The sequence below is a fragment of the Rhodococcus sp. LB1 genome, assembly GCF_001583455.1.
Classification (GTDB): domain Bacteria; phylum Actinomycetota; class Actinomycetes; order Mycobacteriales; family Mycobacteriaceae; genus Rhodococcus_F; species Rhodococcus_F opacus.
Window position 1 is genome coordinate 1 of the sequence record NZ_LTCZ01000145.1, and the last position, 24,957, is coordinate 24,957.

Annotated in this window: 26 protein-coding genes and 1 pseudogene; 19 read left to right on the plus strand and 8 right to left on the minus strand. The window is 66.3% G+C overall.

What is annotated here, in order from left to right:
- The 6 genes from AZG88_RS20655 to AZG88_RS20680 all read left to right on the plus strand — a co-directional run.
- Positions 1–506, plus strand: a 506-nt coding sequence (locus tag AZG88_RS20655) for a thiolase C-terminal domain-containing protein (protein WP_442971729.1), incomplete at its 5' end; no start/stop codon positions are given.
- Between the two features lie 5 nt (positions 507–511).
- Positions 512–2,119 carry an AMP-binding protein gene (locus tag AZG88_RS20660; protein WP_226955493.1) on the plus strand — a complete coding sequence of 536 codons (1,608 nt, stop codon included), beginning with the start codon at positions 512–514 and terminating at the stop codon, positions 2,117–2,119.
- Positions 2,116–3,036 (plus strand): PCC domain-containing protein, encoded by a 921-nt coding sequence (locus AZG88_RS20665; protein WP_231914109.1) that lies wholly within the window; start codon positions 2,116–2,118, stop codon positions 3,034–3,036. The genes AZG88_RS20660 and AZG88_RS20665 overlap by 4 nt, the downstream gene beginning before the upstream one ends.
- Positions 3,033–3,872 (plus strand): SDR family NAD(P)-dependent oxidoreductase, encoded by an 840-nt coding sequence (locus AZG88_RS20670; protein WP_061042163.1) that lies wholly within the window; start codon positions 3,033–3,035, stop codon positions 3,870–3,872. The genes AZG88_RS20665 and AZG88_RS20670 overlap by 4 nt, the downstream gene beginning before the upstream one ends.
- Positions 3,869–5,260, plus strand: a complete 1,392-nt coding sequence (locus AZG88_RS20675) for an FAD-binding oxidoreductase (RefSeq protein WP_061698782.1) — start codon at positions 3,869–3,871, stop codon at positions 5,258–5,260. Before AZG88_RS20670 ends, AZG88_RS20675 begins: the two co-directional genes overlap by 4 nt.
- Positions 5,257–5,772: a gamma carbonic anhydrase family protein gene (locus tag AZG88_RS20680; protein WP_005246711.1), complete on the plus strand. Its 516-nt coding sequence runs from the start codon at positions 5,257–5,259 to the stop codon at positions 5,770–5,772. Before AZG88_RS20675 ends, AZG88_RS20680 begins: the two co-directional genes overlap by 4 nt.
- Positions 5,773–5,926: 154 nt before the next feature.
- On the opposite strand, the gene AZG88_RS55320 is transcribed toward AZG88_RS20680, so the two are convergent.
- From AZG88_RS55320 to AZG88_RS51865, 4 genes and pseudogenes are all read right to left on the minus strand, one after another.
- Positions 5,927–6,142, minus strand: a complete 216-nt coding sequence (locus tag AZG88_RS55320) for a hypothetical protein (protein WP_331712283.1) — start codon at positions 6,140–6,142, stop codon at positions 5,927–5,929.
- Positions 6,143–6,655: 513 nt separating this feature from the next.
- On the minus strand, positions 6,656–9,022 hold the full coding sequence (locus AZG88_RS20690) for an arylsulfatase (protein WP_061698783.1): 2,367 nt from the start codon (positions 9,020–9,022) through the stop codon (positions 6,656–6,658).
- Positions 9,023–9,297: 275 nt separating this feature from the next.
- Positions 9,298–9,563 (minus strand): annotated as a pseudogene (locus AZG88_RS50185) (hypothetical protein); the annotation flags it as partial.
- Between the two features lie 118 nt (positions 9,564–9,681).
- The gene (locus AZG88_RS51865) at positions 9,682–9,852 is read right to left on the minus strand and encodes a hypothetical protein (RefSeq protein WP_156517565.1); all 171 of its coding nucleotides are present in this window, start codon (positions 9,850–9,852) and stop codon (positions 9,682–9,684) included.
- Positions 9,853–10,028: 176 nt separating this feature from the next.
- On the opposite strand from AZG88_RS51865, the gene AZG88_RS20695 reads away from it, so the two are divergent.
- From AZG88_RS20695 to AZG88_RS20720, 6 genes are all read left to right on the plus strand, one after another.
- Positions 10,029–10,244: a hypothetical protein gene (locus tag AZG88_RS20695; RefSeq protein WP_025432655.1), complete on the plus strand. Its 216-nt coding sequence runs from the start codon at positions 10,029–10,031 to the stop codon at positions 10,242–10,244.
- Positions 10,245–10,403: 159 nt separating this feature from the next.
- The gene (locus AZG88_RS20700) at positions 10,404–11,978 is read left to right on the plus strand and encodes an LVIVD repeat-containing protein (RefSeq protein ID WP_005242047.1); all 1,575 of its coding nucleotides are present in this window, start codon (positions 10,404–10,406) and stop codon (positions 11,976–11,978) included.
- On the plus strand, positions 11,968–12,621 hold the full coding sequence (locus AZG88_RS20705; RefSeq protein WP_061698784.1) for a DUF305 domain-containing protein: 654 nt from the start codon (positions 11,968–11,970) through the stop codon (positions 12,619–12,621). The genes AZG88_RS20700 and AZG88_RS20705 overlap by 11 nt, the downstream gene beginning before the upstream one ends.
- Positions 12,622–12,949: 328 nt before the next feature.
- Complete coding sequence (locus tag AZG88_RS20710; RefSeq protein WP_005242052.1) at positions 12,950–13,708, plus strand: SDR family oxidoreductase; 759 nt, start codon at positions 12,950–12,952, stop codon at positions 13,706–13,708.
- Between the two features lie 77 nt (positions 13,709–13,785).
- Positions 13,786–14,403 (plus strand): VOC family protein, encoded by a 618-nt coding sequence (locus AZG88_RS20715; RefSeq protein ID WP_061698785.1) that lies wholly within the window; start codon positions 13,786–13,788, stop codon positions 14,401–14,403.
- Positions 14,404–14,525: 122 nt separating this feature from the next.
- A complete protein-coding gene (locus tag AZG88_RS20720) occupies positions 14,526–15,140 on the plus strand; it encodes a maleylpyruvate isomerase family mycothiol-dependent enzyme (protein WP_025432657.1) in 615 nt (204 codons plus the stop codon).
- A 155-nt stretch (positions 15,141–15,295) separates the two neighbouring features.
- On the opposite strand, the gene AZG88_RS20725 is transcribed toward AZG88_RS20720, so the two are convergent.
- Complete coding sequence (locus tag AZG88_RS20725; RefSeq protein ID WP_005242063.1) at positions 15,296–16,258, minus strand: NADP-dependent oxidoreductase; 963 nt, start codon at positions 16,256–16,258, stop codon at positions 15,296–15,298.
- Positions 16,259–16,382: 124 nt separating this feature from the next.
- Here AZG88_RS20725 and AZG88_RS20730 point away from each other — a divergent pair, with 124 nt between their 5' ends.
- Both AZG88_RS20730 and AZG88_RS20735 read left to right on the plus strand, forming a co-directional pair.
- A complete protein-coding gene (locus AZG88_RS20730; protein WP_005242065.1) occupies positions 16,383–17,087 on the plus strand; it encodes an MFS transporter in 705 nt (234 codons plus the stop codon).
- A 285-nt stretch (positions 17,088–17,372) separates the two neighbouring features.
- Positions 17,373–17,813 carry a VOC family protein gene (locus tag AZG88_RS20735; protein WP_025432658.1) on the plus strand — a complete coding sequence of 147 codons (441 nt, stop codon included), beginning with the start codon at positions 17,373–17,375 and terminating at the stop codon, positions 17,811–17,813.
- A 309-nt stretch (positions 17,814–18,122) separates the two neighbouring features.
- Here AZG88_RS20735 and AZG88_RS20740 read toward each other — a convergent pair whose 3' ends face one another.
- Positions 18,123–18,503, minus strand: coding sequence for a hypothetical protein (locus tag AZG88_RS20740; RefSeq protein ID WP_025432659.1), 381 nt, complete (start codon positions 18,501–18,503; stop codon positions 18,123–18,125).
- Positions 18,504–18,833: 330 nt separating this feature from the next.
- Positions 18,834–18,983 (minus strand): hypothetical protein, encoded by a 150-nt coding sequence (locus AZG88_RS52715; RefSeq protein ID WP_167344014.1) that lies wholly within the window; start codon positions 18,981–18,983, stop codon positions 18,834–18,836.
- Between the two features lie 310 nt (positions 18,984–19,293).
- Between AZG88_RS52715 and AZG88_RS20750 the strand changes: the two genes are divergently transcribed.
- The 5 genes from AZG88_RS20750 to AZG88_RS20770 all read left to right on the plus strand — a co-directional run bounded on the left by AZG88_RS20750 (position 19,294) and on the right by AZG88_RS20770 (position 23,532).
- Positions 19,294–20,151 (plus strand): MerR family transcriptional regulator, encoded by an 858-nt coding sequence (locus tag AZG88_RS20750; protein WP_061698786.1) that lies wholly within the window; start codon positions 19,294–19,296, stop codon positions 20,149–20,151.
- Between the two features lie 353 nt (positions 20,152–20,504).
- Positions 20,505–20,915 (plus strand): AMIN-like domain-containing (lipo)protein, encoded by a 411-nt coding sequence (locus AZG88_RS20755; RefSeq protein WP_231914110.1) that lies wholly within the window; start codon positions 20,505–20,507, stop codon positions 20,913–20,915.
- Between the two features lie 151 nt (positions 20,916–21,066).
- A complete protein-coding gene (locus AZG88_RS20760) occupies positions 21,067–21,567 on the plus strand; it encodes a helicase associated domain-containing protein (RefSeq protein ID WP_005242081.1) in 501 nt (166 codons plus the stop codon).
- Positions 21,568–21,800: 233 nt separating this feature from the next.
- Positions 21,801–22,760, plus strand: a complete 960-nt coding sequence (locus AZG88_RS20765) for a GlxA family transcriptional regulator (RefSeq protein ID WP_061698787.1) — start codon at positions 21,801–21,803, stop codon at positions 22,758–22,760.
- Positions 22,761–22,893: 133 nt separating this feature from the next.
- Complete coding sequence (locus AZG88_RS20770) at positions 22,894–23,532, plus strand: HD domain-containing protein (protein ID WP_061042789.1); 639 nt, start codon at positions 22,894–22,896, stop codon at positions 23,530–23,532.
- 16 nt (positions 23,533–23,548) lie between these two features.
- On the opposite strand, the gene AZG88_RS20775 is transcribed toward AZG88_RS20770, so the two are convergent.
- Positions 23,549–24,916 (minus strand): MmgE/PrpD family protein, encoded by a 1,368-nt coding sequence (locus AZG88_RS20775; RefSeq protein WP_231914111.1) that lies wholly within the window; start codon positions 24,914–24,916, stop codon positions 23,549–23,551.
- Positions 24,917–24,957 lie beyond the last annotated feature (41 nt).

The window sequence follows — 24,957 nt, forward strand, 5'->3', positions numbered from 1 at the left end:
CACTGGTGATCACCAGTGCCGACCGCGCCCAGGCCGCACCGCGCCGGGTGGCCTTCCGCGCCCGCGCCCACGCCAACGACTTCCTCCCGCTCTCGCGCCGCGACCCGATCGAGTTCGCCGGCGCCCGCCTGGCCTGGAATCGGGCACTCGAGCAGGCGGCGACCTCGACCGTCGACCTCGATTTCATCGAAACCCACGATTGCTTCACCATCGCCGAACTGATCCAGTACGAAGTGTTCGGGCTGGCAGAACGCGGCCGCGGCCACGAGGTGGTCGACGAGGGACTCGCCCTGCCCGACGGCAAGCTCCCCATCAACCGCTCCGGCGGTCTGAAAGCCAAGGGCCATCCGATCGGGGCCACCGGGGTGTCGATGCACGCGATCGCGGCCATGCAGCTCACCGCCGAAGCCGGCACCTTCCAACTCCCCACTGCAGACCTCGGAGGCGTATTCAACATGGGTGGTACCGCCGTCACCAACTACGCCTCCATCCTGGAAAGGTGGTGACCAGCATGTCCGCCCTCGAGACCACCACCGCACCGCAACGCACCACCAACCTGGCAACCCTGCTCACCCAGGCCGCCGCCCGGCTCTCGGACCGGCCCGCCGTCATCCGCGGGGACGACACCTGGACGTGGGCCCAGCTCGACGACCGCGTCAGCGCCCTGGCCGCCGCGATGCGCGGCCACGGACTCACCGCCGGATCGGTGGTGCTGCTCCACAGCCCCAACTGCATGGACACGCTCACCGTCTTGTTCGCCACCTGGCGACTCGGGGCGGTCATCGTCCCCACCAACTGCAAGCTGGTGCCCGACGACGTCGCCCCCCTCGCCGACCTCGTCACACCGGACCTGGTGATCTGCCACGACACCTGCGCCCCCCACGCCGACGCGCTGAACCGATACGAAACCTGGGCGATCGGCGACGACCGCGACGCCGCCCAGTTCGGCAGCGTCCACGTCGCGGAACTGATCGACAAGCACCTCCCCCACGCGGTCAGCGTCGACGCACCGGTCCATGTCGGAACTCCGGCCTGGTACTTCTTCACCTCAGGGACCAGCGGGCGACCGAAAGCCGCGGTGCTCACCCACGATCAGATGGCGTTCGTGGTCACCAACCACCTGTGCGATCTGATGCCGCAGCTCACCGACCGCGACGCCACCCTCGTGCTGGCACCGCTCTCGCACGGCGCCGGGGTGCACGCCCTGACCCACGTCGCCCGCGGAGCGGCGATCGTGCTGACAGGCAGCGACTCCCTCGACGCCGGTGAGGCATGGCAGCTGATCGAGCGGCACGCCGTCTCGACCATGTTCACCGTCCCGACCATCCTCAACAAGCTGGCCCAGGCCGCCGACGGTCACGATCCCGCACGCAGCAGCCTGCGCTACGTCGTCTATGCGGGAGCCCCGATGTCCTCACGGGACCAGCGGATCGCCCTCGATGTCCTCGGCAAAGTGCTGGTTCAGTACTACGGCCTGTGCGAGGTCACCGGCAACATCACCGTCCTGCCACCCGAACTGCACGGCACGACACCCGAACCGGACGGCATCGGCACCGCGGGCTACGCCCGCACCGGCATGACGATCAGCATCCAGGACGACGGCGGCCGCGAACTGGCCGCCGGTGAGCGGGGCGAGATCTGCGTATGCGGGCCGGCCGTATTCGCCGGATACCTCGACAACCCCGAGGCGAACCGGAAAGCCTTCCGCGACGGCTGGTTCCGCACCGGTGACCTCGGCTACCTCGACGAGTCCGGACTGCTGTACATCACCGGGCGGGCCTCGGACATGTTCATCTCCGGTGGCTCCAACATCGACCCTCGGGAAGTGGAAGAAAAGCTGCTCAAGCATCCGGACGTGGTCGCTGCCGGTGTCGTCGGCGCCCCCGACCCCACCTGGGGAGAGGTCGGCTACGCCCTCTGCGTGCTGCGGCCGGGATCGACCCTGACCACCGACGAGCTGCTCACCTGGTGCCGATCGAACATGGCCCGCTACAAGGTGCCCAAGCGGATCGAATTCGCACCCACCCTGCCCACCTCCGGCTACGGAAAGGTCACCACCACCCTGCTGAAGAACGAATTCTTCCAGTTGGGGCTGTGGCCGAGCGAGGTCGGCTCGTGACCGTCCCCGACATCTCCCTGCTCCCGGGGGTGCCGCGCCTCGAGCACCCGGGCCCACCCGCATCCCAGCGTGTGGACGCCTATCCGGCGACCCTCCACCACATCGACACCGAACTCCCCGCAGGTCAGGCGCTGCTCCCCGCCCTGTACGACGCGGTGTTCGCACGCGGATTCACCAGCGCCTTCGGTGAATTGCGCGGAGGGACATTCGAAGCCTTCGACTACTACATCCCCTCGATCTGCCACGCCGGTACCAGCGTGGCGACCTTCAGCGAACCCCGGCGGGGCCAGGGCCCCGCGACCTTCGTCCGGGGCGGGGTGACCATCGGAAAGCGTGACGGCGAGATCTTCGCGCACTGCCACGCCCAATTCGTCGGCGCCGACGGGGTCATGCGTGCCGGGCACCTGATACCGGACTCGGTGCTCCTCGGCGCCGGTGTCCTGGCCGATCTTTACGCCACCGACGACGTCGCCATGACGGTGACCCCGGATCCGGAGATCAACTTCCCGGTGTTCCAACCACAACCGGCGCAGCACCACACCACGACACACGCGGGCGGGCTGCGCTCGGTGGTGGCCCGGATCCACCCCAACGTCGACATCGTCGCCGCCGTCGAGGACCTCGCCGAAACCCACGGGTTCGACAACGCGGTCGTGCGCGGCAAGATCGGCTCCTTCATCGGCGCCACCCTCACCCAGGGCACACAGATCATCACCGCACCCGGGCCGGCCACCGAAGTGATGTACCTCGACGGGGCGATCACCCGAGACAGCGACGGCCGGGCACGGGCAGAGCTGTCCTGCGCCGCCGTCGCGATCGACGGCAACGTGTACACGGGATCGGTTGTACGCGGACACAACCCGATCGCCATGACCTTCGAACTCGCCTTGTCCGAACCAGATAGGACCAACCTGTGACCGACACCCTCCGACAGACCACCCCGCCGCGGGACATCGCTGGCGCATCCCTCGAGGGAAAAGTTGCCCTCCTGTTCGGGGCGGGTACCGCCGACGACGGGTGGAGTAACGGTGGCGCCGTCGCCATGACCTTCGCCCGCGCCGGTGCCACCGTCATCTGCGGCGACATCGACCTCACGGCAGCGACCCGCACCGTGGACGCCATCACCGACGACGGTGGCAAGGCCACCGCACTGCAGGTCGACGTCACCGCCGAAGACTCGGTAGCCGCCGCCGTCGCCACGGTGATCGACCGACACCACCGCATCGACATCGTGCACAACAACGTCGGCGTGACGAAGATGGGAGATCCCGTCAGCCTCTCCACCGAAGACTGGAAGCGCGCGCTCGACATCAACCTCACCAGCGTCTTCCACTCCTGCAAATACGTGCTGCCGCACATGCGCAAGGCCAAATCAGGTGCCATTATCAACATCTCGTCGCTCGCCGCGGTCCGCCATACCGGACTGCCCTACAGCTCGTACTACGCGACAAAAGCAGCGGTCAACCATCTGACCAGCACCCTCGCCGTCGACGAAGCCGCCCACGGTATCCGCATCAACGCCATCATGCCGGGACTGATCGACAGCCCACTGATCTACCGTCAGATCGCCGGTCAGTACGCCGACGCGGAGGAGATGGTCGCGGCCCGCAACGCGATCGCCCCGATCGGGCGAATGGGCACCGTGTGGGAGCTCGCCGCCGCCGCCCGGTTCCTCGCCAGCGATGACGCCAGCTACATCACCGGTGTCTGCCTGGCAGTCGACGGTGGACTCGAAACGCGGTGCATCGCATGACCGACACACTGACCACCGGCGTACCGTCCTCCGCCCTTCTCGACGCCCTCCCGGCGGCCTGCACCACCACCGATCCCGCTGTGCTCGAGACGTACTCTCGGGATCAGGCAAGCTGGGCAGCCCACGGCACCCCCCTCGCGCTCGTGCGCCCCACCACCACAGACGAGGTACAGCGCACTGTCCGCGCCTGTTACGAGCACCACGTGCCGGTCGTCGCCCGGGGCGCCGGCACCGGTCTGGCCGGAGCGGCGAATGCCGTCGAGGGTTCGGTGGTGATCTCGTTCGAGAAGATGAATCGAGTCAAGACGATCGACACCCTCGAACGCTTCGCTGTCGTCGAACCCGGTGTCATCAATGACGATCTGCGGGCCGCCTGCGCCGCCGAAGGGCTCTGGTATCCGCCCGACCCCGCCAGCTCCCCCTGGTCCACCCTCGGTGGGAACGTCGCCACCAACGCAGGAGGTTTGTGCTGCGTCAAGTACGGCGTCACCAGGGACTATGTGCTCGCGCTCGAGATCGTCACCGGGACCGGAGAACTCACCACAGTCGGCCGCCGAACCGCCAAGGGCGTCGCCGGGTACGACCTGGTCGGACTTCTCACCGGATCCGAGGGAACCCTCGCCCTCGTCACCGAAATCACCGTCCGCCTGCGCCCCATGCAGGCACCACCAGCGACGATCGTCGGTTCCTTCGACTCCACAGTCGACGCCGGAAACGCTGTCCGCGCCATCGCCCGCGCCGGACTCACCCCGGCCGCCCTCGAACTCATGGACCGCCACTGCCTCGAAGCGATCGACCAGTGGAAACGAATGGACTTGTCCACCGACGCCACCGTCCTGCTCCTCGCCCGCACCGACACCCCTGGCGACACCGGTACCGAGGAAGCCGACGCGATCGCGGAATGCTTCACCAGCGCCGGCGCCGCCTGGGCGATGCGATCGAATGACGACGCCGAAGCCGAAGCTCTTTTCGCTGCACGCAAACTCGCCTATCCTGCGGTCGAACGTCTCGGCAACGTCCTCACCGAAGACGTGTGCGTCCCGAAAGACCAGCTGCCCGCCATGCTGGCCGCGGTCGAGGAAATCGCCCACCGCAACGACACCCTCGTTGCTACCATCGCCCATGCCGGCGACGGCAACCTCCACCCGCTTATCGTCACCACCCCCGGCGACGCCGACCAAAAAGCCCGCGCGCAGCGCACGTTCGAGGAGATTATGGACGTCGCGCTCGACCTCGGCGGCACCATCACCGGCGAACACGGCATCGGCACACTCAAGATGAGCGGTCTCACCCGCGAGCTGCCACCACCGGTCCAGGCAATGCAGACCGCCATCAAGAACGCCCTCGACCCGCGCGGCATCCTCAACCCCGGAAAGGTCCTCGCGTGACGACCCCGATCACCATCAACGGGCACAGGCCCACCGTCGCCGCTACCGCATGGGTGGCACCGAACGCCACCCTCATCGGCGATGCACACCTCGGCGACGAAAGCAGCCTCTGGTACAACGCAGTCATACGCGCCGACGCGGACCGCATCACCATCGGATCGCGCAGCAACATCCAAGATGGATGCGTACTCCACGCAGACCCAGGAGCCCCGCTGGCCATCGGCTCCGGCGTCTCCGTCGGACACAATGCCGTCCTGCACGGCTGCACCATCGACGACGACGTCCTGGTCGGTATGGGCGCGATCGTGATGAACCACGCCAAAATCGGACGAGGGACTATCATCGCGGCCGGTGCCCTGGTGCCCGAAGGCGTCGTCATCGAACCGAACTCACTCGTCGCGGGCATACCCGGCAGAGTTCGGCGCACATGCACTCCGGACGAACTCGAGCAGATACGACACAACGCCGACAACTACGTCAAGAGAATGTCCCACTACACCCCGAAATCCTGAAGTGGGCCACCCGACTTGTCGGGTGTGGCTGTTGCTTCGGCGGTCTCGATTCGGAAGACACCCGATCGCGGGAAAGCTGCACGTTGAGCACGAGGGCACGAGTCCCCGATCCAACCTGTAGATCGGTTCTTCGCGCGGGGGCGTCTGCCGGTGATTACCACAGCGTGAGAGGAAGTCCGGCGTCTTCGGCGCACCGGATCCGTTCCTCGATCTGCTTGGTGGTGTGGCCGCGCGACAGGCCGGTGCGGACGGCGGCGGCGACTGCGCGGATGCGCCCGGCCGGGCCGCGGACGTCGGCGAGGGGGGTGGCGAGGTTGCGGCGCCGGAGGTGGCATTCGGTGCGGTTGACGGCGTTGGTGCCCAAACGCATGTGATGAGGGTTGACACAACCGGCGAAGTCGCATTGGTGACACAGCACCGTGTCGTCGGCACCGGACCACCCAGCCGTGGGATGACGCCGTATTCGAGTTGGTAGGCGAACACGTGCGCCGGGACGGTGCTGCGGAGGAGGACCGGGCAGACTGGCGGCATAAAGACTGGTGGGGTGCGGTATTCGAAAGGTGCGGTATTCCTCCACCCGTGGCACGTGGGTCAGACCGGCGCATCTCATGTGTGGCCCGGGCATATCCGGTACGACCGTGGTACCGGCCCGTGCGATACCCGAACCGGGTCGTCTCGGCACGATCGTTCGATCCCTTCCCTCGCCGGTCGGGACAGCTCATCATCGCGCCCAGCCGGCATGCACCTGACACTCGAACCGGCCCGAGCAACCGCGGTCAGTCCACACGGAAAGGCCGGGCGGCAGCGACGATCACCCAGGGTCAGGTTGAGAATCGTCGAGGCGCGAGGTGCACCAACTCACGCGCCGACAGGAGCGCCCCGCCTATTGGCGGGACGTGGCGACCCGCACCACTTCTGCGGGGTCGATGAGGTGGGAGTGGTCGTCCGTGCCGACGTCGATCTGGACGACGTGGATGCGGCCGGTGAACCCGGTGGGGTCGTGGTAGTCGGTGCTCACCGGTGTCCCGTAGTCGTCGCCGATGTCGGTGGTCTCGTCGGCGGAGAAGATCAACGGCTGGGTCTGCTCGACCCGGCCGGCGCCCACTTCGCGGCCGTCGTAGAAGAGAGTCACATTCCCACCCTTCGCGAGGCCTCCTCCGTCGTAGGCGAATTCGGCCCGGACCTGATGACTGCCGGTGGTGAGGTCTTCCGTTGCGCCGACGACGAACTCCTTCATGCCCAGGAGGTTGTAGACGAACTTGGCGCGCCCGTCGTTGACGTAGAGGGCCCACCCGCCGAAGCGGCCGCCCTGAGCGATGAGGACCCCGTTGGTGGGCCCGTTCTCCGGTGCCTCGATCGCCGCGGTGACCGAGAAGGACCGGTTTTTGACGTCGATGACGCTGTTCTCGCTGAGCCGCCGCATCCGGGGGAACAGGGTCTGTGTGGTCCCGGTAACCAGTTGCGGTCGGCCGGCGATGGTCGCGTTCAGGCGTTCGAAGCGGCGGTCGTCGATCGGGAGCACGTTGTATTTCACGGCCTCGATCAACCAGAGCCGTTGCAGAGCGGCGAGTTTCTCGGGCATCTCGGCTGCGAGGTCGTGGGACTGGGACCAGTCGACGCTGCCGTCGTAGAGTTCCCACACGTCCTCGTCCAGCGGGGGGAGTTGCTCGTTCGGCAGCCACGGAGTGCTGTGCCGGGTGACCGCGCTCCAGCCCTTGTAGTAGATGCCGCGGTTGCCGGCCATCTCGAAGTACTGCAGATCGTGCCGTTCCGGCGCATCCGCTTGGTCGAAGCTGTAGAGCATGCTCGGGCCCTCGAGCGGGGATTGCTGTACCCCGTTGACGAACGTGGGCTCGGGCAGCCCCGCGGCCTCGAGAACCGTCGCCGCGACGTCGATGACATGGGTGAACTGCGACCGCACCTCCCCCTTGCTGGCGATGCCGGCCGGCCAGTGCACGATGGTTCCGTTGCGGGTGCCACCCCAGTGCGAGGCAACTTGTTTGGTCCACTGCAATGGCGTGCACATTGCCCACGCCCAGCCCACCGAGTAGTGGTTGTAGGCGTCGGCCGTGCCGAGTTTGTCCTTGACCTGCGCCATGAACTCCGGGGTCTCGATGGCGGCGAGTCCGTTGAAGTTCGCCATCTCGTTGAACGCCCCGTTGACGGTGCCCTCGGCGGAGGCACCGTTGTCGCCGATGATGTAGTAGATCAGGGTGTTGTCGAGGGCACCGAGTTCCTCGATCGCGTCGATGAGGCGGCCGACGTGGAAGTCGGTGTGCTCGAGGAACCCCGCGTAGACCTCCATCTGACGCTCCAGCGCCGGTTTGAGGGCGTCGTCCATGTCGTCCCAGGCCGGGATCGCGTCCGGTCGCTGGGTCAACTCCGTGTCCGGGGGGATGACGCCGCGTTGCTTCTGCCGCTCGACGGTGGCCTCGCGTTGGGCGTCCCACCCGCCCGAGAACCGGCCGGCGTACTTGTCCGCCCACTCCGGCGGCACGTGGTGCGGGGCGTGGGTGGCGCCGGGAGCGAAGTAGACGAAGAACGGCTTGTCCGGGGCCAGGGACTTCTGGGTGCCGATCCAGTCGATGGCGTGATCGGTCAGGTCCTCGGTGAGGTGGTAACCCTCCTCGGGGGTCTTGTCCGGCTCGACCGGCGCGAACCCCTCGTACAGCGCCGGGTAGTACTGGTTGTTCTCACCGCCGATGAACCCGTAGAAGTACTCGAAGCCGCCGCCCCCGGACGGCCAGGCATCGAACGGGCCGATCGGGGACGTCTGCCACGGCGGCACTTCGTGACACTTGCCGAACTGCGCCGTCGAATACCCGTTGAGCTTCAACGTCATCGGCAACGCGGCTTTCGTGTTCGGCCGCAACCCCGACGAACCGGGCGCCGCGGTCGCGGTCTCGGTGATCATGCCCATCCCGACCGAATGATGGTTGCGGCCGCTGAGCAGCGCCGCCCGGGTCGGTGCGCACAATGCGGTGGTGTGGAATCGGTTGTAGGTCAGGCCGTCGCGTTGCAGGCGCTCCGCGGTCGGGGTGTGCGCCGACCCGCCGAAGGCACTGGCGGCCCCGAACCCCACGTCGTCGAGCAGGACCACGAGCACGTTCGGCGCACCGTCGGGAGGGAGCAGGGGTTCGATCGGGGGGAAAGTCGTGTCTGGATCCTTGGCGTCATAGGTGACCAGACCGAGGTAGGGCCGATCCGGAATCGGGAGAACCTCGCGACGCACACCCGTTCGCTCCACCATGACCACTCACATCCCGTTCCCGGACGTCGGAACGCTCACGGGTCCCTGCTGGGCCCGGAGTGCAGTGCTGCAACCAACGATATTCTCGCCCTTGGGGCGCGCGGACGAGAATGGGCATGCCCGCCCGCACGCAACCCCGAATCTGCGGTCAGCCCCGGTCCCGGGATGGGTGCCCAGCTGCTCCCGGGGATCGCGCCCGCTCCCAGAGGTCGAGGTGCGTCTCGACGATCCGTCCCCGCAAGCCCAACGCTCCGTTACGGTCCTCATGGCGAACCAACGTGCGCGGGCACGGTGCCACGTCGAGACATGCCGGGCAGGCTCGCGGCACGGAAGGAGCCGTGCCCGGTGGACGAGACGCTGCCGAGCCACACCGGCCACCCGGGCGCCGGTAGGTCTTCGCCTCGAACCGCGCCACAACAGTGGGGTCGTCGAGCCAGGACCGCCACAGCCGTTCGGGGACCCGGATCGGTTGCGGCTGGCCGATCAGGGCGAGTTGCGCGGCCTCGCGGCCCGTCGTGGAGGCGGGCGTCCCTGGCAGCATCGGTGCGGCGGTGACCATGAGGTACCTCCGCTTTCGGGCTCGTCGGGCCTGTAACCGGTGAGGCCAAGGGGTAGGCCTGACACAAAACATCGGGCGAAGACCTGAGCCGCAGGTGGTGTCACCGGGGCGGATGTGCGGTGCGTGCGGCGAGGTAGTCGGCGTGGTCGCGGGCGGCGAGTGCACTCCACCGGGCCGCGGCACCGATGAAGATGCCGAGGAGGTCGGCGAGCACGGGTGCGGGCAGGTCGACGGCCAGTGCCACCAGCGCCGCCCCGCGGGCGGACCGCACCGTGAACCCGGCCGTGCGCAGCAGGAGTGCGAGCCGACCGGGATCGAGGTGGAGCCGGGGCGCCTGCCCGGAAACAACCGGGCCGGTGCCGTCGACGGGGCGAGCGCGGCGGAACGACGCTGACCCGGCCTGTCGATGAGTTCGGTGATCAGTGTGGCAAGCAGGACAGGACGGTCGTGCAGTCGCAGGAAGCTGTCGCCCCGCGTGTCGGTGCTGAGATGGGCGGTGGTGAGTTCGACGATGCGGGTGGGGATCTGGCCGTAGAGCAGAACGAGGGCAGTGGCCACCCGCACCCGCAGGTCGAGGTCGTCGTGGGTCAGGCACCGGCGCAGCGCGGACCAGCGTTCGTGGTCGCCGAGGAGGTGTTCGGAGGGTGCGGTCCTGCTCGGTGAGCCAGGACAGGAGGTTGGCGGCGACTTGGAGGCGTAGTTCTCGCCATACCTTTCACGCGCCGTCTGCCAGTTCTGCGGAGTTGCCCGATTTGTATGTGAACTCGAGTACGCGTTGCTAGCCTTCCCGTGATCGAGACCACACTGCAGGGGGAGATCTGGATGCGGATCGCGCGGACGCGGCCAGGATGTGCGCGGCGAGGTGTGGCTACCGCGGCCCTGGCGGTAGCGGTCGTCCTCGGGGTCGCGACGAGCCCCGCGCCTGCCGTCGCGTCAGCCGAGACGTTTTTCTTCGACGACGTCGGTTCGACGGCCGTTCCGCGGGCGAACTGCGGTCCCGGTTCGCTGCCCGAAACGGGTCTGCAGGGCGACGTTCCGGCCGAGGACCGAAACAACGGCCGAAGCACCCAGGGTTATCGATGCAACATGTCGCTGGTCGGAGGCTTGCAGGATCGCGGTGGTGGCCTGCTGTCGGTGACCTACGACCACTGCTCCTACACCAGCACGTTCTTCCCCGGGAACCTGCTCAACCCCACAACGCCGGGCGTACAGGTGCTCGACGTGTCGAACCCCGCGCGGCCGGTGCTGTCCACGACCCTCAACGAACCCGCGATGCTGGGCGGCACCTGGGAGAGTCTCAAGGTCAACAAGGCACGCAAGTTGCTCGCGGCCACGGCGGTGCCGATCGCTGCCGGCACCGGTTACTTCTCCGTCTACGACATTTCCGACTGTGCCCACCCCCGGTTGCTCAACCGTGGTGCCGGTACCGACGTCACGATGCCGCTGCCCTTCATCTCCCACGAGGGCGGCTTCTCCCCGGACGGCAACACCTACTGGGTGTCCGGTCCCGCACCGGGATTCCTCACCGCCATCGACATCAGAAACCCGGCCGAGCCGCGGATCCTCTGGCAGGGATTGCACGGACTGGGCGGGCACGGATTCGGCATCACCCCAGACGGAAATAGGATGTACCTGTCGAATCTCGGTGGGATCACCGTCCTCGACATCAGCGCGGTGCAACGAGGCGACCCATATCCCACCGTGCCGCAGATCGCCACCTATCTGTGGACCGACGGCTTCTTCAATCAGCACAGCATCCCGGTCACGTATGGGGACAAGCCCTACATCTTCACCGTCGACGAAACCGGCGGCGGGGGAATCAAGGTCTTCGATGTCGCCGACCCGGCGCACGCCGAGATCGTGCAGAAGATCAAGCTCGAGATCCAACTTCCGGCCAATACCGCCGCGAACCTTCGGTCGTCGCAAGGCGGCTCGGTGTTCTCCTACGATCCGCACTACTGCGTGGTCGACCGTCCAGCCGACCCGACCGCGCTCGCGTGCTCCTGGGAATCGTCCGGGATACGCGTGTTCGATATCCGCGATCTGAGCCGCATCAGTGAGATCGCCTACTACAACCCGCCGGCACAGACCGGTAAGAACGTTCAGCTCACCAACTCTCCACACGCATTGTCCTCGCTGATCGGTGTCTCACTCTTCAACTTCGTTCCGCTCGCCCGCGCCGTCTTCGAGGGCAAGACGGATCCGCGGGTCGCGTTCGGCCCACGCGCCGGAATGGTGGCGTTCGGCGACCTGTCCGCGGACTGGTGCTTCTCACCGCCGGAGTTCCACGGCAACCAGATCTGGACCTCGTGCAGCGACAACGGATTCATGGCGCTGCAACTGGACGACACCGTGTATCAACCACCGGCGAATCAGGCATCGACTTATGGGCAGTGACACCAAGCCTTCGTCGTCCCACGGTCCCCTCGTCCTATTGCTGAGCGCCATCCTGCTCGGCGCCGCCGGGATCGCCGCCGGAATGTGGTTGCAATCGAAACGCGACACGAACCCCGAGGGGGTGCAATTGTCATCAGCGGACATCGGTTTCGCTCAGGACATGTCGGTGCACCACGAGCAGGCCGTGCTGATCGCCCAGACGCTGTCGCGGGACATCGATCCGCAGATCCGGGTCATCGCCGATCAGATCGTCGTCGCACAGACCTCCGAGATCGCGACGATGCGCGGTTGGCTCAACCTCTTCGACGAACCGTTCACCACACCGCGCCCGATGCAATGGATGCACGGATCGGATCCCGCCATGAGTGACCACGGCGGCGCACCCATGCCGGGGGCAGCGAGTACCAGCGAGATCACCCGGCTCGCCGGCCTGCGCGGAGCAGATGCCGAGACACTGTTTCTGCAGCTCATGATTCGGCACCACCAAGGAGGAGTCGACATGGCCGAGGCAGCCACCCACTCGGTTGCATCGGAACCGATCCGCCGCATCGCACGCGGGATGATCCGTGACCAGAGCAATGAAATCGCAGTGATGACAGCAATACTCGATACCCGAGACGCGACACCGCTCCCCCACCCTTGAGGCGTTGAGGCTCGCCACCGCTCCACACCCGGAAGCCCACTGTGCGTCCGCCCTTGCCCGGCCGCGAGGACTGTAGAAGCATTTCCGTAGGCGGAGGCCGACCGGTGACTGCATATCGCGCAGATGCCGGGACTGCAAGCTGCCCTCCCTCGCCGCGCCGATGACATGGCGGATTCGGTCAGGGTTGAAACGGCGCAGCCCGCGACGGCGTCCCCTGGGGTCGCGATCAGTCCTGCCGACGGCTGCGGCAGGTCCGAGGAGGAAGCGTGGGCGCTCTGCTCGCAAGCATCCCGACCATCGGCAGCCGACGCTACCGATCGGAGAAACTATGACCACCGAAACCACTCCAGTCTCCATCCAGCGCGAACCGGGACTGGCCGGACAAACCGTCGTCGTGATCGGCGGCAGCGCAGGCATCGGGCTCGAAACGGCTCGCCGCGCCCGGGCGGAGGGTGCCGATGTCATCCTCACCGGCCGCAATCCTGACCGGCTCGAGCAAGCAGCGACAGACGTCGGCGCGCAGCGCACCGCGGCCTTCGACGCCAACGACACCGCCTCCTTGGCGAGCTTCTTCCACGACCTGCCGACACCGATCGACCATGTGTTGGTCACTGCCGGGGGCCCGCGCTACGCGCCCCTGCTCGAGATGGACTCCGACGAGGTGCGCGAGCAACTCAGCGGTCACGTGGTGCTGGGGCTCGAGGTCGCGCGCAACGCGGCGAGCAAGATGAGGCCCGGGGGCACTCTGCTACTGATGGGCGGAACCGGCGGTCGGCGCATCGGTCACGGACTGGGGATCGCGTCCGCCGCCACCGCCGCGCTACCCCCGTTCACGGCGGCCCTCGCGCTCGAGCTCGCGCCGGTTCGCGTCAATCTCATTGCCGCCGGCTTCGTCGACACCCCACTGTCGGCATCGCTGCTCGGAGATCGGCTGGACGCGCGCCGGAACGAATTGCGGACAACACTTCCGATCGGCCGGGTCGTCGGCCCCGCCGACGTGGCCGCACTGGCCGTCCACATCATGAGCAACACCGCGCTCACCGGCGCGACATACGACATCGACGGTGGCCAGCAGTTCGTCTCCTGATGACCACACGGCGAAACGTGGGTGGCTCGAACGACCCGCCCCGATCAATCCCCACGACGAAAAACAGAGAGGCAACCATGAGCACCAACGAAGCAACCAACACGCAGGTCGCGCCGGTCGACATGAAGTTGGAGGTCGTCGTCATCCCCGTCACGGATGTCGACCGCGCCACCGACTTCTACACCCGGCTCGGTTGGAGACAAGACGTCACACCGCCGGGCTCCGGCGTCGTCCAGTTCACCCCGCCCGGCGCCGACGCCTCGATCCACTTCGGCGCCGACCTCACAACGGCCGCACCCGGTTCCGCCAAGGGATACCTCATTGTCTCCGACATCGAGGCTGCCCGTGACCAACTGGTCGCCGCCGGCATCGAGGTGACCCTCTTTCACCTCGGCACGGACGGCCCGGGCGACGGGCTGGACCCGGACCGTCGCAGCTACTTCTCGCTGGCGTCGTTCAGCGACCCCGATGGCAACGACTGGGTGCTGCAAGAGATCACCACCAGGCTTCCCGGGCGCATCGATACCGCCGTCACCTCGTTCGGCTCTGCACGCGACCTCGCGACCGCACTGCGGCGCGTGGCGGCTGCCCACGGCCGGCACGAAGAGCGCACCGGCGAAGAAGACCCGAACTGGCCGGACTGGTACGCCGAGTACATGGCCGCCGAACAGTCCGGGGCGGAGCTGCCCACCTGAGGAGTCGTGAGGCCACGGCCATCGGCAGCTTGCGGCAGGACGGGCCATGTCCACGACGTGGGGTCGGGGTGGCGTCGGGCCCAATCCAGTCGGTGACGGGCAGCATTTGTCACACTGGCTTCATGAATGATGTCTGGCCGATCGTGCATGCGGAGCGTGCGGCGCTGATCGATGACCTCACCGACCTGACCGACGACCAGTGGGCCCACCCCTCACTCTGTGGTGACTGGACTGTGCACGATGTCGCCGCCCACTTGATCAACAACGCGAAGACCACCCGCCTCGGCATCGTGCGCAATATGGCCCGGGCGCGCTTCAACTTCGATCGCCAGAACGCCCAAGGCGTCGAACGCGAACGCGGCGCCACACCCCGCCAAACGCTCGCCCGGCTCGAGCAGGTAGCAACACGCACGTCGACGCCGCCGGCACCGCTCGACAGCAGGCTGGTCGAAGAGGTCGTCCATGGCGAAGACATCCGTCGGCCGCTGGGCATCAACCGTATATATCCGTCGGAGGCGGTCGTCAGATCGCTGCGGTACCAGGCGCGCACCCCGGTATCCCTGGGAGGTGCGAAGCAACTCATTGCCCAGGTCCGGTTGCGGGCCACCGACGCAGACGTGTCGATCGGTGACGGCCCAGAAGTCTGCGGCCCTGCGCTATCACTGCTCATGGCAATATCGGGACGTAAGTCGGCGCTGGGTGACCTCGACGGACCCGGAGTATCTGCGCTGAAGTGACAGTCTGGCGACAGCGCCCCGACGGACAGGTGGTTCCGCAGAGCGGATATCTGTCGATCGTCGCGCGGTTGTCCGCAAGCCGAACCCTCACCGGGGCGCGACAGGCGCCCAGCGCATTTCGGGCAGCAGCCGGCGCCCGTCCCGAAGCACGCTGGTCAGGAAGCAACCGTGGTCGCGTCGAGGACCAGCTTCCCTCGGACGTGTCCTGCCCGGCCCACTTCGTGGGCAGCTTGCGCCTCGGTGAGGGGATACACGGAGCTGACCGTGGGCCGCACTCTGCCGTCATCGACGAGCCGGGAGATCTTGGTCAGCGTGTCGGCGTTCGGTTCGACGCTGAAGTGTCGCGTCCGTATACCGCGTCGCTCGGCTTCGGCCTTGACCTCGTCCGGAACCTCTGCTGGCAGGGCGACGAGAACCCCGTCTCGCTTCAGCACGTCCAGGGACCGCTGTTGGACTGTGCCGCCGACCGTGTCGATCACGGCATGCACCGGAGCCACCGACGTCTCGAACCGCTGCTCGCGGTAGTCGACGAACTCGTCAGCGCCGAGCGAGTTCACGTACTCCCGGTTGGAGCCGGACGCGGTTGCGACCACGTGCGCTCCCAGGGCCTTCGCAAATTGCACGGCCAGATGGCCGACACCACCGGAGGCTGCATGGATCAACACGCGCTGCCCTCGTTGTAGACCGGCCTCGTCGAAGAGGGCCCTCCACGCCGTCAATCCGGTCATCGGCACCGCCGCCGCTTGTATGTGGTCCAGGATGGGCGGCTTGGCGACGACCTGACTGGCGGGGACTGCCGTGTACTCGGCGTAGGCGTTTCCGGGTTCGGGCAGCCGAACCATTCCATAGACGCTGTCGCCCTGCCGGAACCCGCTGACGCCGTTACCGACCACTTCCACTACTCCCGAGATGTCCCACCCCGGAATCCACGGCAGCGGAACATCGGGAAAGTCTTCGAACCCGCCTTCGCCCAGCAACCAGTCCAGCACGTTGACCCCCGCAGCATGCACCCGCACCACGAGTTCGTCCCCGGCAGGGTCCGGACGGGGGGCATCCTCGTAGACCAGATTCTCCGGTCCGCCATAGGCGTGGAGCCGCACCGCTTTCATTTCTTCCATGTTCCTCTACCTCTCCGGCCTCTGCCACGACGGTGACGACAGAAGAGAGGTCAGGACCTCCTGCGACCTCCGCGCGCCGGCCTGCCCGACCCCAGTCAAGGACGGGCGGGTGTCCATCTAGCCTGTGCTCGGGCTGGTCGGGGTCTGGATCCGCCGCCGCGTCGCCGAACCGCCCGCGTTCGAGGAGCTCCGGGAGAACAACGAACTCGCCGCCAGCCCCCTGAAAGACGCCTTCGCCACCAAAGCCAATCGCCGGCGCATGCTCATGGCCGCATCCCTGCCCCTGCTGAACAGCGTCGGCTACTACGTGCTGTTCAACTACCTGCCCACCTATCTGACGAAGCAACTGAACTTCAGCTCCTCCGCCAGCTTCACGGTCACCTCCATCGGACTTCTCGCCCTGATCACCGCCGTCCCGGTCGCCGCCCTCCTCTCCGACAAATACGGACGCCGGCCCCTGCTCTTCGGCTCCGGCGTCGCCATGGCCCTGCTCGCATACCCCGCCTACCTCGTCATGCAACAGGGCACCATCGTGCTCGCCGTCCTCGGCATCGTCGTGCTCGCCGTGCTCTTCGCCGGCCACACCGGAGTCATCCACACCGCACTGATGGAACTCTTCCCCGCCTCCGTCCGGACCACGTCCTACTCGATCGGTTACAACATCGGCCTGGCCATCTTCGGGGGCGCCGGACCGCTCATCGTCACCGCCCTGATCGCGAGCACCGGCGACCCGGGGATCCCCGCCTACTACGTGATCCTTGCGGCACTCGCCACCGCCGGCTGCGCCTTCTTCCTGTCCGAGACACGCAACAGCGGTGTAGACGCCTGACCGGCGCCCGGGAACCCACCCCGGGAGGCATCCCCCAGCACCCGACCGGCTGGACGGGCACCGCACAGGCCGGCGCCCAGGATCGATGACCGGTACCCGATCACGTGGACCGTCGCGCACTGGGGGCGTTCCCGCGTCTTCCAGACGCGACAGCAACATGTCGTCCCGCACGACCTTTCGAAACCCTGGGTTGACCGCAGCTTTGCGGAAAGAACATGTCGAGATCCCAACCCCGGCTCCGTCCCAGCATCGCATCGGCACAACACCAATTGGAGGATGGATCCCATGGCACACGTACAACGATTCGACCACATCGGCATCACCGTCGCCGACCTCGACTCGGCAACGGCGTTCTTCGTCGGACTGGGCCTCGAGGTCGAGGGCACCGGATCCGTGGAGGGCGAATTCGTGGAGACCGTCTGCGGCATCCCCGGCGCGCACTGTGAGATCGCAATGCTGCGACCGCCCAACGGAGGATCCCGGCTGGAGCTCGCGACCTTCGTCACGCCCGACCACGTGCCCGGATCGCCCACAGCGATGGCCAACGCGCTTGGCCTGCGCAACGTGTCCTTCGAGGTCGGCGACCTCCAGGCGGCCGTCGACGCGGTGGCCGCGGACGGGTACGGGCTCATCGGCGGCATCGGTGAGTACGAGAACAGCGTGCGAATGGCCTACGTGCGTGGGCCCGAAGGGATCATCGTGTCCCTGTTCGAGCAGATCGGCTGACGCACGTGCGCGTTACCCACGTGTGTCAATCCGTCGCCATGGACGCGGCCGTAGCTCGACGACGTTTCAGAATGCCCGTCTGTATCCGTCCCGTACGCGGATCCCTGTTCGGTCAGCTCTGTGCACGGTCGTCGGCGCTCAGCCCTCGCCCTTGTGAAGCAGCGAAACCATGACGCGAGATCCCGCCCGACTGGCGACCGGGACTGCAAGCGCGCGGCCCTCCACGTGGCCGGCGATATCGAGGCCGGGGTGTGGATCGTCAACCAAGTGCACGGGTTCGGCGGATACGCGGTCGCATCCCTGGTACTGCTACTGGCGATAGATCTCCACGTGGGCGTTCGTGATCACGCCGGCATCCAACGAGGGGGCACCCCAATTCGTGCTGCACGCCCCCGTGGCCTGACCTGTCGGCACGAATGAGCGACTGGACTGACTGAAAGGCCCGATCGCGTAGAACGGAAAGGCGTTGGGGATGCCGTGAAGGCCCCAACAGTCGACGATCAGCGCGTACTCCCTGCCAGCGGGCGCATCGGTGTCATGGCAGGTCGCCGTCGCGCTGAAGGCATCCCGCTGGATGACGCAGTCCTGGGGGTCCGCCTGGGCGGTGCCGGAGCCGATGATCGCTGTGAAGGCCAGCCCCGATACGACGGCGGCCGTGACGCGTGCTGCAGCAATAATTGTGCTTCTCATTGAGATCCTCTCAGTAGCAAGACGTCTGATGTCGGGCAGCCCCCGCTGGGCCCGTCCGATGCCCGACGGCCCGCGCATCGTGCAAGGAAAAATAACGTTTCTGTTCTTGTGCGAATCCACTAGGCACAGACGAGGGTCGAAGCGAAGAGTGGTTACGACGGCTATGTCACGGATGTTGTCCGGCGTCGAGTGGCCGGGTTCGGAAGGTCTCGGGTCGAGGAGCGGGCAGCCTGATCGGGGTGTGGCCGACCATCGGCCTCGGCCGGACTCAGCCGACAGATGCACATTCGCTGGCAAGTTCGTAGCGACAATGCCGAGCGGCTGGCCTGCTCAGATGACGATGGGTGCCCCCGTGACGAGGTCCCAGAGTCCCAGACCCAGGAACAGCACAGCACCCACTGCCGACTGCACCGGATTTCCGTTCAGAAAACCCTCAGCACCCCAGGCGACCAAATCGGTGAAAATTTCAGACGAACCCACAGTTCTCGCTCCTTGTTGTCGGTATCTTGCGTTAACACCTTGATCGCCCAGACCGACTGGTCTGTTACGGATTCACATCCCTCGGCCGCGCACGGGCGCGGAGTGCCACACGTCGGCGAGCAGGTCGTAGGACTTCAGCCAGGATTTCGGTGGTCTCGGCCTGGGAGGCATCACCTCGTCGGCCTGCGCGTGTTCGGCGAACTCGTCGAGGTACGCCTTGACCGGTCCTCGATCATTGTGCGGCGGTTGGCGTGCGGTGCGCCATCCTCGGCTTGCGTCTCCAGTAGGTCGATACAGCACTCTTTGCTACGTGGATGACGACGAGCTCTACTCCATCGGCCAGTTGGCCGAGCGCAGCGAGCTGCCGGTGCGCACGATCCGCTTCTACTCCGACGAGGGGATCGTGCCGCCGACCGAACGCAGCCCGGCCGGCTACCGCCGGTACGACGCTCAGGCAGTGGCTCGCCTCGACCTGGTCCGCACGCTACGCGATCTCGGACTGTCTCTGCCCACCATCCGCACGGTGCTGAACAACGACGTGTCCCTGAAGCAAGTCGCGGCCATACACGCTCAGGCACTTGACGTCCAGATCCACACCCTCCGGCTGCGACGCGCCGTCCTGCGCGCCGTAGCGAAGCTCGACACCACCCCAGAGGAGATGGCACTGATGCATCAGCCGGCCAAGATGTCCGACGCCGAACGCCATCGGCGCATCCAGAACTTCATCGACGAGGTTATCCGCAGTCGGCATACCGGCTTTCAGCCACCGCGCGCGGTGACGGTCCTCTGTCGAGCCAGACTCCGGACGGAGAACATGGGGAAGCAGAACCCTCCGAGAGCCAAGCCTCGACTTGTCGGGTGGCAGGAAGCCGTCGAGCCATCCCCTCGTTCTCCTGCGATTCGCTACGAACCGTCGGTTCGAACACATAGCGGCCACGCAATTCCAGCCGGAGACCGGAGGACTGGTCTGCGTAACGGAAGGTGGTGCCGTCGTAGACGGTCAACGCCGTTGGTCAGAGCGCGATGGCGCAGGATCCATCAAATCCCGGTGCTGTTCGGCGGTGCTCGTCGGCTGTTCGACGTGTTGCCCGCCCGCGTCGAGTTGGAGATCGTTCGGGTGATCGACACGCCGGAGGCCGGCCATATCCGCTACCGCGTGCGTCACTGAGCCTGCTACTTGCTCGTCGCTTCGCGCGCGAGTCACATCTGGTCGGCGCAGGGCGATACGCATACATGAGGGGCGAAACGCGCACACTGATCCTGTCCGTCGCAATGATGACTTGTATCGCGCTGGCTACGGGCTGTCAGTCGACCAGCGAACAAACCGGATCCGTCGACGGGACGACGATCCCGTGGAGCACGGTCCCCGCCGCACAGTCCGGTGGAGGTGCCGCGCCCCAACCACCGGATCCTCCCCCACCGACGTACCCGAACGGGGGTCCCGGCGCCCCCGACCCTCCCACACCGACGATACCGGGCCCGACGATATCCGGCATCCCATTCTTCCCGCCCACAGCGCTGGTGACCCCACCCGTCCCCGGAGTTACGGCCAGCGGCATGCACATCGAGCGGCACGACGGATTCGATCGCATCGTCTACGACTTCGGCGGCACATACGCGCCTGGCTGGCGCGCCGAATACGTCGCCGAGGCAACGCAACGCGGTCAAGAGACCGCGACACGACTCCACGGTCGATCGATCCTGCAGATCTACTTCTTCGACACGGACTCCCCGGCCGAGAGTGGGATCGCCGCGTACAACGGACCGAACCCGTTGTCGGACCCCGCGGCGTACAGCGTGGTCGAGGTACACCTCACACCGAACTACGAGAGAGGCACCCAGTCGTTCGTCGGCCTCCGTACCGACTACCCGCAGTTCCAGGTCACGACTCTCACAGAACCGACGAGAATCGCCGTCGACATCCACGACTAGCGCCGCATTCGGGCACTCGGCGCCCCGGCAGAGATTGCATTCCCGGGGCGACACGAGCCGACTTTCGTGACAGATCGTCAAACTCGTTGACATACTTGAAGTGATGACTATCCGGATAATGCTCGACGGCTTTCACAAGGATGCGATCTCGATGCGAGATAACAGGCCCGCAACCTCCGCACTGCAGCTCTACCGCGCCTTTCAGCACCAGCACCCCCGAACTCCGGTCCCGGCCGACTACGTCACCGAATGCGGTTTCCGACTAGGACGTTGGCAGGACCGCCAGCGGATTGCCCGCATGCTCGGCACACTGCCACCCCAGCGCATCGAGCAACTCGACGCGATCGGCTTTCTGTGGAGCGATGACGACGTCCCACTTCCTGCCGTGTCACGTACCGACGCCAAGCGGCGACGGATGCTCACCGCCATCGCCGCCTACCGCGAAGAGCACGGCAACGCCCTTGTTCCCGCGAACTATGTCACCGCAGACGGTGAACAGGTGGGCCAATGGCTCTACCGGGCGGTGAAGAAGTGGAGGGCCGACGCCTTGCCGGACAAAGAGCGTCGCACACTCTCCGTCCTCGGGGTCTCCCCCGGTCCACGACCACGAGGCCCCCGAACATCGGCACACCTTGTCGGACAGGCGACGTAAGGCAGACGGCCCGCACCCTGAATACTGTTGCTGTACAGATCTTCGAGCATCAGGTCATTCCCCGGACAGGTCGGCCGAAAGATCCCGAACCTCGACACCGGCTGAAATCTCGACCTCGACGGCCAACTCGGGCCGGTCGTCGAATTCGAGACGAAGACCGGTGTCAACACCGGAACTATGGAAGGGTCCGAGCCGGCAGGCCGTTGAAAGCACGAGGCGAGGAAGATGAGCTCATGGATGTGCCCCACCGTGTCGGCGTGCTCGTGTTCGACGGCGTGAAGATGCTCGACGTCGCCGGTCCATCCGAGGTCTTCACCGAGGCCAATCGACTCGGCGCCACGTACCAGTTGATGCTGTGCTCGGTCGGGGCGGTCGACGTGACCGCGTCCACCGGGATGCGGATTTCCGTCGATGTCGATGCCGCGGACACAGGTCTTCTGTCAACCGCGCTGGTGATGGGCGGCGACCGATTTCCGTCGACGCCGGTGAGCCCGGAACTCGCGGCTGCGGCCACCACTCTGGCCGCCAAGGCCGACCGGATGGCCTCGATCTGCACCGGTGCGTTCATCCTGGCGGCGGCCGGGCTCCTCGACGGTAGACGCGCGACCACTCACTGGCAGCACGCCGATACCCTCGCGCGCGGATATCCCCGGATCACCGTGGAACCCGACGCAATCTTCGTCGAGGACGGCACCATCTTCTCCTCGGCAGGAGTCACCGCAGGCATCGACTTGGCCCTGGCTCTCGTCGAACGCGATCACGGCACCGAACTGGCACGAACGGTCGCCCAATCGCTCGTGGTGTACCTCCAGCGACCGGGCGGTCAGTCCCAGTTCTCCCCCAGCCTGCGCGGGCCGCGGCCACGCACCGGACAGCTCCGCGAGGTGGTCGATGCCGTGGCCGCGGATCCCGCCGGTGACCACTCCATCACTCGGCTCGCCGCACGCGCCAACGTCAGCCCCCGGCACCTGACCAGGCTGTTCCAGGACGAGTTGGGCACCACCCCGGCCAAGTACGTCGAACTGATCCGATTCGACACTGCAAAAGCCATGCTCGATGCAGGCCACACCGTGACTTCCGCGGCGCAGCACAGCGGATTCGGCAGCCCGGAGACTTTGCGACGCAGTTTCATCCAGCATCTCGGGGTGTCGCCGCGGGCGTATCGGCAGCGATTCCACTCCGCCCATCGCTGAGAGCAGCCGACCGGACATGTCCCGATCTGTGCGGAAGTGGGCCGGAATGGCGGTTTCCGCCGCGGTTGACAATGTCACTGTGAAGTAGATCAGCCGCGCCCCGCGGACCAGAACTTCCGGAAGCGAGAAACGCATGACCGACACCGTCGCAGGCATTGACATTCCCGACACCGTCCTGGTCACCGAAGCCACGGAATTGGTGCGGGAGGCCGCGAACCCGTTGATCTACCACCACTCCCGGCGCGTGTTCCTGTTCGGCTCACTCCGAGCCCGGCACCAGAAACTCGCGTTCGATGCCGAACTGTTGTACGTCGGGGCCATGTTCCACGACCTCGGACTCACGACGAAATACCGACGCGCGGATCAGCGATTCGAGATCGACGGAGCCGACGAGGCCCGCAATTTCCTCCGCTCCCACGGAATCGGCGAATACGAGGTAGACACGGTGTGGACGAGCATCGCACTCCACACCACCCCCGAGATTCCACTGCATATGGCACCGGAGATCGCGCTGCTTACCCGCGGCGTCGAACTCGACGTACTCGGTATCGGCTACGACGCGATCACCGACGAGGAACGCGCCGCCGTCGTTGCCTCCCACCCGCGGCCGGCCTTCAAGAACGAGATCCTCGCTGCCTTCACGGATGGACTCGAAGACCGCCCGGATACCACGTTCGGCAACGTGAAGGCCGATGTGCTGGCACACTTCGTTCCCGGCTTCGTCCGGGGTGACTTCGTCGATGTAATCCTGAACTCCGCGTGGTCCGAATGATGTCCGTGCCGGTTCTTCAGTTGACACCGCCCGGCAGATGACATTGCAGCAACGCCGCTGCCGAAACCCAGTCCAGGTTCATAATCTCGGCCGCCCGTTCGTCACCGACACACCCTCGAACTTTGGCTTCGAAATCTGCGACGGATGCAGGCCGGCGCGGATGCCCCATCGGCAGGTCGACCACGGCCTCGAGTTGTGATCCGTCGCGGAGTTCGACGACTACCGTGCAGTCTCCATCGAGCACTCCCTCCCCCACTGGCTCGGCAACCACGCTGACACTGTCGAGAATTCTCCGCACTTCCGGCCGCTGCACAGCAGCGTCCGTGAAGCTCCCGATATCAGGGAATCCGTCCAGCAGGGCGGCCGCTATACCGTAGTTCAGCGAGAACTTGCCTTCCAGGCCTGAACTCGGATAGTTGTGGATCAATGGCAAAACCGCGCTGTGCGGAGTGCGCAGCCGTATACGGGCGATGTCGTCGATCGACAACCTACCGAGCGACCGGACCGCCGAGATAGGACGCTGGAGCGCGTAACAACACGGGTGAAGCTTCAGCCCGAGGCCATCCGGGATGATGGGACCTTCGAACTGCAGGGATCTCTGCCCCCCGACGAGCCGGAACCATTCACCGACAGCACGAGGGTCGGCAGTCGCGCCCGCTGCCGCGAGCGTGGCCGCACGCACACCAGCCTGGGCAGCGAATCCGACTTGCATCGACTTGCCTGCGGTGCCGAAGGCTTGGCGGACGCCACCTGCGGCGGGGACAGCATGCGCCATCGCAGTAGCGATACCGTCAGAATCGAGCCCGAGCGACAGCCCCGCCGCAACAGCAGCCGAGATGGCACCGACCGTCGCGGTGGTGTGCCATCCCTGCGTGTAGTGCTCCCAACCGAGCGCTGCACCCAGGCGTGCCATGACACCCGCCGCCGCCAGGTACTCCCGCGCACCGCCGCCCGCTGCCAACGTGGCAGGAACGCACACCACACTGATGTGCGTCGTGGAGGGTATGTGCAGATCGTCGAAATCGAGCACGTGCCCGACCGCTGCCCAACGCAGTGCAGCCGGCAGACCATCCGTCCACGCAGCCACCGGATCGTCCAGTGCAGCAAGGGCCACTGCAACGGTATCGACAAGAGCACGTCGAGCGAGGTCGAGATCCGCGGCCCCTGGCTCGATACCGGCGGCCCACCTTGCGAGATCGTGCGCGCTGACATCGGTTGATTCATGCGGCGCAATCCTCATAGCCCACTCCTTTTCCCCACCGGTGCGCCCGCTGCGCCCAGCTGGACATTGATGGCACACCATACCGTTCACCGGCACACCCCACAAGAAATCACTCCCGAGATAAGTCGCCGCATGTTCGCTACCTTCCGCTTGTCCTACCAAGCCTGTAGGCCAACGCACTCCACCCCCCCCCCCCCCCCCCC